The 12469-nt window shown below is 72.2% G+C and carries 15 protein-coding genes; 7 read left to right on the forward strand and 8 right to left on the reverse strand.

From position 1 onward, the window contains the following. Window positions 1-38: 38 nt before the first annotated feature. A complete protein-coding gene (locus J2X26_RS03500; RefSeq protein ID WP_307489840.1) occupies window positions 39-335 on the reverse strand; it encodes a GNAT family N-acetyltransferase in 297 nt (98 codons plus the stop codon). Window positions 336-393: 58 nt separating this feature from the next. On the opposite strand from J2X26_RS03500, the gene J2X26_RS03505 reads away from it, so the two are divergent. Together J2X26_RS03505 and J2X26_RS03510 are read left to right on the forward strand one after the other, a co-directional pair. Continuing rightward, complete coding sequence (locus J2X26_RS03505) at window positions 394-1689, forward strand: MFS transporter (protein WP_307489842.1); 1296 nt, start codon at window positions 394-396, stop codon at window positions 1687-1689. After that, window positions 1686-2621 carry a phosphotransferase family protein gene (locus J2X26_RS03510; RefSeq protein WP_307489844.1) on the forward strand — a complete coding sequence of 312 codons (936 nt, stop codon included), beginning with the start codon at window positions 1686-1688 and terminating at the stop codon, window positions 2619-2621. Before J2X26_RS03505 ends, J2X26_RS03510 begins: the two co-directional genes overlap by 4 nt. Here the strand turns inward: J2X26_RS03510 and J2X26_RS03515 are convergent. Further along, the gene (locus J2X26_RS03515) at window positions 2618-3001 is read right to left on the reverse strand and encodes a VOC family protein (RefSeq protein ID WP_307489846.1); all 384 of its coding nucleotides are present in this window, start codon (window positions 2999-3001) and stop codon (window positions 2618-2620) included. The genes J2X26_RS03510 and J2X26_RS03515 overlap by 4 nt on opposite strands. Before the next feature lie 63 nt (window positions 3002-3064). Between J2X26_RS03515 and J2X26_RS03520 the strand changes: the two genes are divergently transcribed. Together J2X26_RS03520 and J2X26_RS03525 are read left to right on the forward strand one after the other, a co-directional pair. Then, window positions 3065-3625, forward strand: a complete 561-nt coding sequence (locus J2X26_RS03520) for a TetR family transcriptional regulator (RefSeq protein WP_307489848.1) — start codon at window positions 3065-3067, stop codon at window positions 3623-3625. A 113-nt stretch (window positions 3626-3738) separates the two neighbouring features. After that, the gene (locus tag J2X26_RS03525) at window positions 3739-4578 is read left to right on the forward strand and encodes a hypothetical protein (protein ID WP_307489850.1); all 840 of its coding nucleotides are present in this window, start codon (window positions 3739-3741) and stop codon (window positions 4576-4578) included. A gap of 10 nt (window positions 4579-4588) precedes the next feature. On the opposite strand, the gene J2X26_RS03530 is transcribed toward J2X26_RS03525, so the two are convergent. Continuing rightward, window positions 4589-5872 (reverse strand): MFS transporter, encoded by a 1284-nt coding sequence (locus J2X26_RS03530; RefSeq protein ID WP_307489852.1) that lies wholly within the window; start codon window positions 5870-5872, stop codon window positions 4589-4591. 235 nt (window positions 5873-6107) lie between these two features. Between J2X26_RS03530 and J2X26_RS03535 the strand changes: the two genes are divergently transcribed. Then, window positions 6108-6617 (forward strand): gluconokinase, encoded by a 510-nt coding sequence (locus tag J2X26_RS03535; RefSeq protein ID WP_307489854.1) that lies wholly within the window; start codon window positions 6108-6110, stop codon window positions 6615-6617. A gap of 102 nt (window positions 6618-6719) precedes the next feature. Here J2X26_RS03535 and J2X26_RS03540 read toward each other — a convergent pair whose 3' ends face one another. From J2X26_RS03540 to J2X26_RS03550, 3 genes are read right to left on the reverse strand one after another with little or no spacing between them, the layout of a single operon-like run. Beyond that, window positions 6720-7547 carry an ArsR/SmtB family transcription factor gene (locus J2X26_RS03540; protein ID WP_307489856.1) on the reverse strand — a complete coding sequence of 276 codons (828 nt, stop codon included), beginning with the start codon at window positions 7545-7547 and terminating at the stop codon, window positions 6720-6722. 40 nt (window positions 7548-7587) lie between these two features. Further along, on the reverse strand, window positions 7588-8079 hold the full coding sequence (locus J2X26_RS03545) for a DUF427 domain-containing protein (protein ID WP_307489858.1): 492 nt from the start codon (window positions 8077-8079) through the stop codon (window positions 7588-7590). Beyond that, on the reverse strand, window positions 8076-8399 hold the full coding sequence (locus J2X26_RS03550; protein WP_307489860.1) for a YtxH domain-containing protein: 324 nt from the start codon (window positions 8397-8399) through the stop codon (window positions 8076-8078). The genes J2X26_RS03545 and J2X26_RS03550 overlap by 4 nt, the downstream gene beginning before the upstream one ends. A 122-nt stretch (window positions 8400-8521) precedes the next feature. Here J2X26_RS03550 and J2X26_RS03555 point away from each other — a divergent pair, with 122 nt between their 5' ends. Beyond that, window positions 8522-9886: an APC family permease gene (locus tag J2X26_RS03555; RefSeq protein WP_307489862.1), complete on the forward strand. Its 1365-nt coding sequence runs from the start codon at window positions 8522-8524 to the stop codon at window positions 9884-9886. A gap of 17 nt (window positions 9887-9903) precedes the next feature. Continuing rightward, on the forward strand, window positions 9904-10962 hold the full coding sequence (locus J2X26_RS03560; protein WP_307489863.1) for a DMT family transporter: 1059 nt from the start codon (window positions 9904-9906) through the stop codon (window positions 10960-10962). Between the two features lie 15 nt (window positions 10963-10977). Here J2X26_RS03560 and J2X26_RS03565 read toward each other — a convergent pair whose 3' ends face one another. After that, window positions 10978-11889 (reverse strand): pseudouridine synthase, encoded by a 912-nt coding sequence (locus J2X26_RS03565; RefSeq protein ID WP_307489865.1) that lies wholly within the window; start codon window positions 11887-11889, stop codon window positions 10978-10980. A 9-nt stretch (window positions 11890-11898) separates the two neighbouring features. Further along, a complete protein-coding gene (locus J2X26_RS03570; RefSeq protein ID WP_307489867.1) occupies window positions 11899-12408 on the reverse strand; it encodes an AAA family ATPase in 510 nt (169 codons plus the stop codon). Window positions 12409-12469: the final 61 nt, after the last annotated feature.

Consider the following 12469-nt stretch of genomic DNA (forward strand, 5'->3'; position numbering starts at 1 on the left):
AGGGGCCCCCGGGGTGACCACTCCCCTGGGGGCTTCTCTCACTTCTGGGGTGCGCGCACCAGGTCCTGGTAGTCGGGGTGCCGGCCGAGCCAGGCCTTGACGTACGGACAGAACGCGACGACGTCCCGGCCGCTCGCCCGGACCGCGTCCAGGGCACCCTGCACGAGCGTCGACGCGATGCCCTGACCCTCGAACCGCGGGTCCACCTCGGTGTGCGTGAACACGACGGTGGTGCCGATCGTGTCGTACACCGAGAAGCCCAGGAGCTCACCGTCGGGGGCGCGCGCCTCGAACCGGTGCTCGTCGGGAGCGTCGCTGACCTGCACGTCCGTCATGCCTTGAATGGTGAGGCACGACGCGCCCGCGCGATAGACCGGATGACACACTGGCTGCATGCTCCAGCCGTACCGCGACGTGCTCACGCGCCCCGGAGCCCTCGCGTTCTCCGGCGCAGGTGTGCTCGCACGGCTCCCCATGTCGATGGTCGGCATCGGCATCGTGCTCATGGTCTCCACGCTGTACGGGTCCTACGGGCTCGCCGGCCGGGTGTCCGCGGTCTACGTCATCGCCCAGGCGCTGTGCTCCCCGCAGCTGGCGCGGCTGGTGGACCGGCACGGGCAGTCGCGGATCATGCGGCCCGCCGTCGCGATCGCCGCCGTCGGGCTCGTCGGCCTCGTCGTCGCCGCCACCACGGAGGCGCACGAGGTCTGGCTGTACGCCGCCGCGGTGGTGACCGGCGCCGGCATCGGGTCGTTCGGGTCCCTGGTCCGAGCCCGCTGGGCCCGCGTGCTCGGCGCCGACCCGCACCGGATGCACACCGCGTACTCCCTGGAGTCGGCGCTCGACGAGCTCGTGTTCATCGTCGGCCCCGTGCTGGCCACCCTCCTGGCCACCGGCGTCGCGCCCACCGCCGGGCTGATCGTGCCCCTGGTCGCGATGCTCGTCGGCGGGTACTGGTTCCTGTCCCTGCGCCGCACCGAACCGCCACCCGCGCCCGTCGGCAGCCCGCGCCCGAAGGGGTCGGTACTGCGCCGGCCCGGCATGGTGGTCCTGGCCATCGTCTTCGTCGCGATGGGCTCGATCTTCGGCGCCACCGACGTCGCGACCGTCGCGTTCGCCGAGGAGTCCGGCTCCAAGGGCGCGGCCGGGATCATCCTGGCGATCTTCGCGCTCGGCTCGCTGATCTCCGGGCTGCTGTACGGCACCCGCACCTGGAAGCGGCCCCTCTACCTGCGGTTCGCCACCGGGATGGTCGCGCTCGCGGTCGGCGTCTGCTTCTTCTTCCTCGTGCAGTCGCTCGTGGCGCTCGCGGCCGTCATGTTCGTCGCCGGGTTCGCCATCGCACCGACCCTCATCAACGGGAACGGGCTCGTGCAGGACCTGGTGCCGCGCGAGCGGCTGACCGAGGGGCTGACCTGGGTGGGGACGTCGCTGGGCGTCGGTGTGTCCGTCGGGTCGTCCGTGGCCGGGGCCCAGATCGACATCCACGGGTCGCACGCCGGGTTCCTCGTGGTGGTCATCTCCGCCGGGGCGGCCGTCCTCGCCACCCTCGCTGCGCTACGGACCCTGCGCGGGGACGGCAGCGACCACGTGCACAACTCCGTGGAGGCCGAGTCGCCCTCGGCGACCGGCGGTGCCGCTGTGGCCGCGTGCGAGGTCGCGGAGTCGGTGGAACCGAAGCGGTCATGATCGACGCCCTAACCGCGCTGGTCGCACCCCTCGGCGTGCTCAAGGACGCAGAGCTCCTCACCGGTGGGCAGTTCGCGACGACGTACCGGGTGACCCTCGCCGACGGCCGGCGCGTCATCGTCAAGACCGCCCCGACCGGGACCGACCAGCTGCTCGCGTACGAGCACGACCTCCTGCGCGCCGAGGCCCTGGTCTACGAGATGGCCGCGTCGGTACCCGAGCTGAAGATGCCGCAGGTGCTGCTCACCGACTTCACGCGGACCCTCCTGCCCAGCGACGCGCTCGTCGTCAGCCACCTGCCGGGCGTGCCGCTGGTCGACGCGGGATTCGGTCCGGCCGATCCGCGGACCGCCGCGGCCGAGCGTGGCACCGGTGAGGTGCTCGCCGCCCTGCACCGGTTGACCGGACCCGCGTTCGGGTACCCGTGCGGGCGCCAGGCGTCCTCCTGGGCCGAGTCGTTCACCGGGATGGTCGACGAGCTTCTCGACGACGCCGCGCGCTGGTCGGTGCCGGTGCCCGCCGCCGACGTGCGCGCGGTCATGTCCCGGCACGCGACCGTGCTCGCTGACGTCGTCCGACCGGCGCTGGTCCACACCGACCTCTGGGCCGGCAACCTCTTCGTCGACCCGTCCACCGGCGAGCTGCTCGGCGTCATCGACCCTGAGCGCGCGTTCTGGGGAGACCCGCTGGCCGACCTCGTCGGCATCGACCCCATGGGCCGCGAGCCCGGGACGCCCGCCGTGCTGGAGGGATACGGGCCGCTGGACGTCGAGAGCCCGTCGGCGCGCACCCGGATGGAGCTGTACCGGATGCGGCTCTGCCTGGTGATGATGATCGAGATCACGCCCCGGAAGTTCGAGGGCGACTGGGTGGAGCCGCACCGGACTGCGGTGACGGCGAACCTGCACCGGGCGCTCGACGCCCTCGCCTAGACGTCGCCCGTGACCGGGATCGGCTGGATCACGTCGACCAGCACGCCACCCGGGGCCACGAGGATCACGTGACGCTGCCCGAAGGTCTCGGACCGGAGGTCGAGCGCGACCGGCGCGCCGCCGCGTGTCACCAGGCGCTCGTACTCGGCGTCGACGTCCTCCACCTCGATGTTCACCAGGACCCCGCCCGCGGGTGTCCGGTGGCCTGCCGGGATCGTCTCGTGGGTGGACTCGAGCACCGCGAGCTCGAACGCGCCGGAGCGCAGGGACACGTACCAGTCGGACTCGAACGCGGTCTCCAGCGCGAAGGCGTCGCGGAAGAACGCCGCGGTCGCGGCCACGTCCGTGCTCATCAGGACGGGATAGATGCTCGTGATCATGGTCGCCTCCCAGTAGGGTGGTTCCAGTTTTACATACACGGTGTATGTATAGAAGGGACCCTGATGCCCCGCGCGACCAAGGAGCAGAGCGAGCGCACCGCGCAGGCCGTCCGGGCCAGCGCGTACCGCCTGTTCGCCGAGCACGGCTACGCCGACGTCGGTCTCGGGCAGGTCGCACGAGACGCGGGCGTGACGCGCGGAGCCGTATACCACCACTTCGGCAGCAAGGTCGGTCTCTTCACCGCGGTCGTCGACGACGCCCAGTCCGTCGTTGCCGCCGCGGTCGCCGAGGCCGCCCCCGGCGACGGGTGGCCGGCGATCGAGGCCGGGAGCATCGCCTTCATGCGGGCGGTCGTGGACCCGGCTCTCCGGCGGATCCTGCTCGTCGACGGTCCCGCGGTGCTCGGGTGGACCGCCTGGCGCGAGCTGGACGCGGCGCACTCCGGACGGCTGCTCGCGGACGGGCTGGGCGCACTCGACGACCTCGCGGTCGACCCCGCGGCAGCCGCCGCGCTGCTCAACGGTGCGATGAACGAGGCTGCGCTGTGGATCGCCGCCGGTGGGGATGCCGCGCTCGCGGAGCAGGGTGTGCTGCGGATGATCAGGTCGCTGAGGCACAGCTGACTCCCGGTGGGCAGGAGCTCCCTGTCGGCCGACCGGGTGACGTCAGGCTCTCCGGCACCGGTCGACCGAGACGACGACCTCGGAGCACCCGCGGTCTGGGCGAGGATGGGCGGATGCTGCCGCCGCGCCTCGCCCGCCCAGCCCGCGGCGTCGCCGCCGTCGTCGCGCTCGCCGTCCTCGGCGCCTGCTCCGCGGACGGCGGCGGCGACCCGTCGACGTCCCCGTCGGCCTCCTCGACGCCGACGCGCGCACCGCTGACGTTCGAGGAGGCGACGGCCGCGCTGACCGAGACGCTCCTGCCCACGGCGACCGTCGAGCGCTGCGACGAGTACGAGCCAGGCTCCCCCGAGGCGCAGGCGTACCTCGACCAGCTCGCCGCAACCCAGGCCGAGGAGGCCGCGGCGACGGGAGGTGCGCTCCCTCTGCCCAGCCCGACCCTCCCCCAGTGCGGCCACCCGCTGCTTGGCGACCTGCGGGCCGCGTCCCTGGCGGGCCACGCCTTCGCCGCAGGTGACCCGGTCGCGCTGCCCGTCGCCGGCGGCGCGAGCCGGGTGATCGAGGTCTACGAGATGCCCGACGCGGACGCGGCGCAGACCGCCGTCGCGACGCAGGCCGCCGACCTCGACGGCTGGGCGGTCGACGAGGAGGCGCCCCGGGTGGACAACGGGGACGGCACCTACATCCCGCGGACCGTCATCTCCGCGGCGGGCGTGGACGAGGTGGAGCTGCCCGGCTGGACGGCGTGGGTGCTCACACGCGACGAGGCGTCGTTCCAGGACGACGGCAGTGCCGCCGCCGACCCCTACTCCACGGCGCTCCTCTGGGCCGCGCGCGACGGCCTCGTCGTCCGCGTGCAGGTCGTCGGCGACACACCCGGCCAGGCTGTCGCGACGGCCCTCGGCACCGCCGAGCAGTACGTCACGGCCCTCGACCCGACAGGCTCCACCGACTGACCGAGCGCGGTCAGGGCACCGGGTGGTGGGCGTCGTAGTTCCAGAACGAGCGCTGCGACCGGACCAGCACCCACAGGAGGATCACGCAGAGGCAGCCGCCGACCACCGCGGCCCAGCCCTCGCCGACCTTCGCCGCCGCCCCGCCGAGCAGCGCCTCGCCCAGCCGGGGTCCGCCCGCGACGACGACGATGAACACGCCCTGCAGCCGGCCGCGCATGTCGTCGGGCGTCGCCGTCTGCAGGATGGTCTGCCGGAACACCGAGCTGATCGCGTCGCTGGCCCCGGCGACCACGAGCATGAGCACGGCGATCGCGAGCGCCAGCCAGAGCACCTGGTCGGGGTGCGACCGGCCGGCCAGCACGAGCGTCAGCCCGAACCCGGCGACGGCCAGCCCCCAGACCGTGATGGCGACCGCGATGATCCGGCCCTGCCAGCGGATCCGGGCCAGCCCACCGGAGAACAGCCCCGCCAGGCCGACGCCGACCGCCGCCGACGCGGCCATCACCCCGGTCGTGGTCGCGCCCCCGCCCAGGTAGACCAGGCCGACCGCCGGGAACAGCACCCGCGGCGACGACGTGATCATGGCGACCAGGTCCACCGCGAACGTCATCCGCACGTTGCGCTGCGTGCCCAGGTAGCGGAACCCGTCGACCACGGAGCCCAGGCCCACGCGCTCTCGTCGGGTCTCCGAGTGCGGCGGCGGCTGCGCCGGGAGCCGGAAGACTGCGAACAGGGCGGCGGTGAACAGCAGGGCGTCGACCGTGTACGCGACGCCGTAGTCGAACGCGGCCACCAGCGCGGCGCCCAGCAACGGCCCGACCGTGAACGCGACGCTGAACCCGAGGGTCTGCAGGGCGTTCGCGGCGGGCAGCAGCCGGGGGTCGAGCAACCGCGGGATGATCGCCGCCCGCGCGGGCGTGCTGACCGCGAACGCGCCCGACTGCACCGCGACCAGCGCGAAGAGCACCCACTCCTGATTCGTGCCCAGCCACCCCTGCACAGCGAGCCCGATGGTCGCCGCCCACGACACCAGCGATGCCACCAGGGCGACCCGGCGGCGGTCGTAGTGGTCGACGATCGCACCGCCGTACAGCCCGAAGATCACCAGCGGGACCAGCGCGCACAGCCCGAGCAGGCCCACCGACGCCGTCGACCCCGAGATCGCGTACACCTGGAGCCCGACCGCGACGACCGTCAGCTGCGCCCCGAGGTTGGAGATCGCGAGCCCCCACCACAGCCGCCGGAACGCCGGGCTGACGCGCAGAGGCGTGGTGTCGACGACGAACGAGGGCATCGGACGAGTTTAAGTTGCCCGGGCGACCCGTCCCGCCCGACCGCCCGAGGTCGTGACTTCGCGACGAGGTCGTCAGTTGCAACTACCGACCTCGTCGGAAACTCACGACCTCGCCGGCCGTCGAGCTCGGTGGTTGCGGCCCAACTCGTCGGTTGCGACGAACGAGTTCGGCGCGGAGGGACGAGTTCGGCGCGAACAGACGAGGTCGGCGGGTGGGCGTGCGAGGGTGTTCCGCGTGAGCAGCCTGCCCGAGCACCTCGTCGTCATGGGGGTGTCCGGGACCGGGAAGTCGACGACCGCCCTGCTCCTGGCCGAGCGGCTGGGGCGGCCGATGATCGAGGGCGACGACCTGCACCCCGCGGCCAACGTCGAGGCCATGCGCGCGGGTCGGGCGCTCACCGACGCCGACCGCGGTCCGTGGCTGCGCGCGATCCGGGACGCGATGTCGTCGGCGGGCGGCTCGACCGTCGTGACGTGCTCGTCGCTGCGCCGCTCCTACCGCGACATCCTGCGCACGGCTGAGGGTCGCGTGCGGTTCGTGCACCTGGTGGTCCCCCCGGAGGAGCTGCAGCGACGGCTCGCGGCGCGGACGGGCCACTTCATGCCGGCAACGCTCCTGGCCAGCCAGCTGGCCACGCTGGAACCGCTGGCCGCCGACGAGGACGGCGTGGACGTCCCGGTCGCAGGCCCGCCGGACGCGATCGCGGACGAGGCCATGCGCCTGCTGGACGCAGCAGACGACTGAGAGATCGTGAGCTCGCACCCACGATCTGGCGCCGACGCCACGATCTCGCCAGGCGCCGGAACGGGCCGGACGCCGAACGCGACCGGCCCGTCCGACGTGGCCTCAGGACTCCAGCGACGCGCCCGTCTCCAGGAGGGTCTTGAGGTCCGACAGGATCTGCGGCCAGCCGCCGCCGAACTCCGGCAGGTCACCGGAGACGAGCGACGCGGTGCGCGGCGCACCCGTGACGTCGTGGAGCACGGTCAGCTGGGTGATGCCCGCGCCGCGCTCCTCGAGCTCGTAGGTCAGCCGCGTGAACCCCTCGGCACGCGCCTCGTCGTCCCAGAGCGTGCGCCAGGTGAGCACCAGGCGGGAGCCGTCGACGACCTCGACCACCTCGCCGTCGAGGATCGGCTGGTCGGGCGCAGCGCCGTAGGCGACCATGTCGGCGGACGGGAGGGTCGCGGCCGCGCCGCCGGGCGTGAGGTCGAACGTCGAGGGGCTCTTGTAGCCGTACCGGGCGTTCCACTCGGGCGACGTGATGGCCTTCCACACGGTGGCGGTGTCGGCCTTGATCCAGATGCGGTTGACGAGGACGGTCGTGGTGGCCGTGTCGGTCTGCGTGGTCATGGTGCTCTCCAGGGCTGATTTGAGGTCGGTCAGCGCGTGCAGGCGCTCGGCGCCGAGCACGTCGTACTTGTCGATCCACCGCTCGTGGATCAGCTGGATCGGGACGGCGTTGAGGAAGTGGAGCTTCTCCCGCCCTGATCGTCGCGTGACGACGAGGCCCGCCTCCTCGAGCACCTTCAGGTGCTTCATGACCCCGAACCGGGTCATCTCGAGGTCCTGCTCCAGTTCCGTGAGCGTGCGGCCGTCACGCGTGTAGAGCTGGTCGAGCAGGTGGCGACGGGTGGCGTCCGCAAGTGCTTTGAACACCAGGTCCTCGTCCATGCCGACCACGTTAGGTGACCAATTAGTCACATGTCAACGCTCACCAGCCGCGTGTGCCCGGGGATCCCTTGAACGGTCCGACGACGCGCGACGTGATCCAGCCGCCGTAGAACCCGCCGGCCTGCGGTTGGACCACCTCACCGTCGACCGTGCAGTGCAGGTCCCCCGCGTAGAGCGCCACGCGGTCGACGAGGAGCTCGTACCCGGGCAGCGGTGACGGGTAGGTCCAGCCGACGCGCGACACCAGGCGACCGCCGGCGCGCACCGAGACGTACGACGCGACGCCCTTGAACTCGCACACCGACGAGCCGACCGCCGCCTCCAGCGCCCCCGGCTCGAACGCGTCGAACGGCAGGTAGTACACCGGCGGGTGGCTGGTCTCGAGCACGCGGACGGCGCTGGTGGTCGTCGCGACGGGCAGACCGTCCAGCGTCACGACGACCAGCTCGGGCGTGTTCTCGACCCGAGGTGGCCGCGGGTAGTCCCAGACGGACTCCTGGCCCGCCGCTGCTGGTAGCGGAGAAGGGCTCACCGTTGTCCGGGGTTGGCGTCGTCCGCGTCGACGAGAGGCTCGACGACGGTCGGCGACACGTCGTCCGTCGGGTACTTCGTGGTCGACGACGACACCGCGCTCTTGGCCGAGTCGACGGCCTTCTCCCACACGGCAGCGCCCTGCTTCTTGGCGAACGCAGCGGCCTGCGCCTCGTACTCCTGCACGTACTCCTGCACGCGCGGGTCGTGCCACACGTCGACGGCCCAGACCTTCATCTTGTCCAGCTGCCGACGCCCGGACGGAGTGCCGAACAGGTACCCCGCGGTGACGCCCGCGACGAACACGACTCGCTTGATCATGCGCAGTCCTCCCTGACTCGTCTGAGTGTCCGAGCGTAGGCAGGGTTCCGCGTCGACGCGCGGCGGGCGGCTTCCGGCAGAACACTGGGCGCAAGCGCGGGTCCACGAGCCAGGGGGCGACGATGAGCGAGCAGAAGGTCATGACCACGCCCTTGAAGCGCACCATCGGCCGCAAGGTGCTGCTGCTGTTCGTGGTCGGCGACATCCTGGGCGCCGGCATCTACGCACTGACCGGCAAGGTCGCCGCGGAGGTGGGCGGCGCGATCTGGCTGCCGTTCCTGTGCGCGTTCGTGCTGGCCGGGCTGACGGCGGCGTCGTACGCGGAGCTCGTCGGCAGGTTCCCGCAGGCCGCCGGGGCCGCGCTCTACGCCAACCGGGCGTTCAAGCGCCCGTTCCTCACGTTCATGGTCGCGTTCGCCGTGATGATGTCCGGCATCACGAGCGCGTCCGCGGCGGCCCGCGCGTTCGGCGGCGACTACCTGGCGGAGTTCTTCACCGTCCCGACGCTCGCCGCCGCGTGGTTCTTCCTGCTGGCGATCTCCGCGGTCAACCTCCTCGGCATCTCGGAGTCCGTGCGCGTCAACGTGGTCCTCACGATCGTCGAGGCGACCGGTCTGCTGGTCATCCTGGCGATCGGGGCATGGGCCCTGGTCAGCGGCGACGGCGACCCGGGGCGCACGCTCGAGCTGGAGACGGAGGGGGCACCGCTCATCGCGGTGCTCGGCGCGACCGCGCTCGCGTTCTACGCGCTGCTCGGGTTCGAGGACTCGGTCAACCTGGCGGAGGAGACGCAGAAGCCCCGGCGCGACTTCCCCCGCGCGCTGTTCGGCGGCCTCGCGATCGCGGGCGTCATCTACCTGGGCGTCGCGTTCACCACGTCGATGCTGGTGGACACCGAGACGCTCGCCGAGTCCACCGGACCGCTGCTGGAGGTGGTCAAGGTGGCCGGCCTGACCTTCCCGCCCGGGCTGTTCGCGATCATCGCCCTGCTCGCGGTCACCAACACCGCGCTGATCAACATGATCATGGCGTCCCGCCTGGTCTACGGGATGTCGAGCGAGGGCATCGTGCCGAAGGTCCTCGGCCGTGTGCACCAGGGCCGCCAGACGCCGTACGTGGCGATCGCGTTCACCCTGCTCATCGCGCTGACCCTGGTGAGCACCGGCGACCTGGCGGGACTCGCCGACACCACGGTGCTGCTCCTGCTGCTGGTGTTCGTCGTCGTGAACATCTCCGTGCTGGTGCTGCGCAAGGAGCCCGACGACGAACCCGCCGAGGGCGACGACGGCCCCTCGTTCCGCGCACCGACGTGGGTGCCGGTGGTCGGTGCGGTGGTCTCTCTGGTGCTGGCGTCCCCGGTCACCGGCCGCGAGGCCGACGTCTACGTTCGCGCCGGGTTGCTGCTCGGCATCGGCGTCGTGCTCTACGTGATCAACCGGCTGATCGTCGGCAAGGTCGACGCGGACCCGGCGAAGCTGAACGGCTGACGAGCGATCATGGGGTCGTGACTGACTCCTCGCGCGGCCTGCGGAACGCCGGGGTGCGCGCCGCCCTGCTGGCAGCCGTGCTGTTCGGTGCCAGCGCTCCCCTGGCCAAGCTCCTGCTCGGTGAGGTCAGCCCGTGGCTGCTCGCCGGCCTGCTGTACGTCGGCGCCGGCCTGGGGATGTGGGTCTGGCGGCTGGTCCGCCGTGCGCCGCGCGTCCGGCTCGCCCGCCACGAGGTGCCGTGGCTCCTCGGGGCCGTCGCCGCGGGCGGGATAGCCGGGCCGGTGCTGCTGATGTTCGGCCTGTCCTCGATGCCGGCCTCGGGAGCATCGCTGCTGCTGAACGCCGAGGGCGTCCTGACCGCCGTGATCGCCTGGGTGGTGTTCCGTGAGCCCGCGGGCAGGCGCGTGGTCCTGGGGATGGCCGCGATCGTCGCCGGTGCCGTCGTGATCGCCGTGCCGACCGCACAGGCCGAGGTCACCAGCGTGTGGCCCGCGCTCGCCGTCGTCGGGGCGTGCGCGTGCTGGGCGCTCGACAACAACCTGACCCGCAAGGTCTCGCTGACGGACGCGACCTGGCTCGTCGCCGTCAAGGGCTCCGTCGCCGGTCCGACGAACCTGGTCCTCGCGCTCGTCCTGGGCGCGCAGCTGCCGTCACTGCGAGCCACCGGGGCAGCCCTGGTGCTCGGCTTCGTCGCCTACGGGTTGAGCCTCGTGCTCTTCATCGTCGGGCTGCGCCACGTCGGCACGGCACGCGCCGGCGCCTACTTCTCGGTGGCCCCGTTCTTCGGCGCCGTCCTGGCCGTCGCGCTCGGTGACGCGGTGACCTGGCAGCTGCTCGTCGCCGGCGCGCTGATGGCCGTCGGGACGTGGCTGCACCTGAGCGAGGAGCACGGCCACGAGCACGCGCACGAGGCCGTCACGCACGACCACTGGCACACCCACGACGACGGTCACCACGACCATGAGCACGGCGAGCTCGTCGCGCCCGGCGTCCGCCACCGGCACGTGCACTCACACAAGGCCGTCACCCACACCCACGAGCACTACCCCGACGCCCACCACCGCCACGACCACTGACGGCTGGTCAGGACCTCACAGCGGGAGGCGTCGGACGCTGCGGAACCGTCGCGCGCTGCCGTCGACGGGGTCGGTGAACGCGACCTCCCCCGCGAGCAGCTGCAGCGGCCTGCTGAAGTCGTCGACGTCGACGTCGTGCACCACGGGGTACAGGGGGTCGTCGACGATCGGGATACCGAGCCCGTTGAGGTGGACGCGGAGCTGATGCGTGCGGCCGGTGCGGGGCGTCAGGCGGTAGATGCCACGCCCGTCGACCTCCGACTCGAGCTCGACGAGGGTCTCCGCGTTGACGGGCGCGTCCGGCACCACCTCCGCCTGCCAGGAGCCGCGCTCCTTGCGGAGGTGGTTGCGGACGACGACCGGGAGCGTCAGGTCGTCGCGGAGCGGCGCGAGCGCCCAGTACGTCTTGTCCACCGCGCGGTGCTCGAAGAGGGTCTGGTACGGCCCGCGCCACCGGGGCTCGGTCGCCAGCATGAGCAGGCCGGACGTGACGCGGTCCAGGCGGTGCAGCGGGGACAGGTCCGGCAGGCCCAGCTCGGCGCGCAGGCGGACGACGACGCTCTGCATGACGTGCCGACCGCGCGGGATCGAGGACAGGAACGGCGGCTTGTCGACGACCACCAGGCGCTCGTCGCGATGGACCACGTGGATGGGCGCGGTCACCTCGGGCTCGTCGCGCAGGTCGCGGTGGAACCACACGAACGTGTGCGGGGCGTAAGGGTCGTCCTCGCGCACCGCCCGGCCGTCCTCGTCGACGAAGCGCTGCCCCTCGAGCAGCTCCGCCACGTCGACGTGCTCGGGCAGCCGGTCCCGGAGCCAGGCGCCCATCGTCGGCCACTCGTCCGCACGTGACCGGTCGCGATCGGGGGTCCGCAGCCGGGCGGCACTGAGGCCGTGCCGAGCCGGCAACGGCGATCTGGGGGGCACCTGCCGATGCTACGGGAGGGCCCTCTGCGAGCCCTCGGTCCGACGCAGGATCTCGTCCACGACCTGCACCAGCGGCACGGTCGCGTCGAGACGGGTCGCGCCCGGCGGGAGGTCGGCCTCCGTGGCGTGCAGCCGCAGGATCAGGGCGCGCTCCTCCGGGTCCTTGCCGGTCGGGTTGTCGGAGCGGCCGTCCAGTCGTCGGTTGAGGGTGTCGACGTCCACGACCAGGACGAACACCTCGTCGAACACGTCGATGAACCGGGCATGGTTCCGCGAGCCACCGCAGAAGAACGTCCGGTCGTGCTCGCGTTCGCCGGCGATCGACCTGACCGTGGCGACGTCCCAGATGTGGTGCTCGTGAGCCGGGACCGTGGTCGGCTCGCCGGTGACCGGGTCTCCCTGGTAGGCGAGCTCGTTGTCACCGTCGACAGCGTGGTGACCGCGCCTGCGCAGCTCCCGCAGCACGGCGCTCTTGCCCGTGCCGGAGACGCCCTCGATCAGGTAGTTCCGTGCACCCATCGGGCGATCGTAGGAGGGACGGGCTCGCGCGATCGACGTGATTCTGGGCGTCGGTCTCGGC

The sequence above is a fragment of the Cellulomonas humilata genome, assembly GCF_030814415.1.
Taxonomy (GTDB): Bacteria; Actinomycetota; Actinomycetes; order Actinomycetales; family Cellulomonadaceae; genus Cellulomonas; species Cellulomonas humilata_A.

Bases quoted from the DNA above. Each gene is read 5' to 3' on its own strand.
- J2X26_RS03500 (WP_307489840.1), bottom strand. From the start codon at position 335: ATGACGGACGTGCAGGTCAGCGACGCTCCCGACGAGCACCGGTTCGAG.
- J2X26_RS03505 (WP_307489842.1), top strand. From the start codon at position 394: ATGCTCCAGCCGTACCGCGACGTGCTCACGCGCCCCGGAGCCCTCGCG.
- J2X26_RS03510 (WP_307489844.1), top strand. From the start codon at position 1,686: ATGATCGACGCCCTAACCGCGCTGGTCGCACCCCTCGGCGTGCTCAAG.
- J2X26_RS03515 (WP_307489846.1), bottom strand. From the start codon at position 3,001: ATGATCACGAGCATCTATCCCGTCCTGATGAGCACGGACGTGGCCGCG.
- J2X26_RS03520 (WP_307489848.1), top strand. From the start codon at position 3,065: ATGCCCCGCGCGACCAAGGAGCAGAGCGAGCGCACCGCGCAGGCCGTC.
- J2X26_RS03525 (WP_307489850.1), top strand. From the start codon at position 3,739: ATGCTGCCGCCGCGCCTCGCCCGCCCAGCCCGCGGCGTCGCCGCCGTC.
- J2X26_RS03530 (WP_307489852.1), bottom strand. From the start codon at position 5,872: ATGCCCTCGTTCGTCGTCGACACCACGCCTCTGCGCGTCAGCCCGGCG.
- J2X26_RS03540 (WP_307489856.1), bottom strand. From the start codon at position 7,547: ATGGACGAGGACCTGGTGTTCAAAGCACTTGCGGACGCCACCCGTCGC.
- J2X26_RS03550 (WP_307489860.1), bottom strand. From the start codon at position 8,399: ATGATCAAGCGAGTCGTGTTCGTCGCGGGCGTCACCGCGGGGTACCTG.
- J2X26_RS03555 (WP_307489862.1), top strand. From the start codon at position 8,522: ATGAGCGAGCAGAAGGTCATGACCACGCCCTTGAAGCGCACCATCGGC.
- J2X26_RS03570 (WP_307489867.1), bottom strand. From the start codon at position 12,408: ATGGGTGCACGGAACTACCTGATCGAGGGCGTCTCCGGCACGGGCAAG.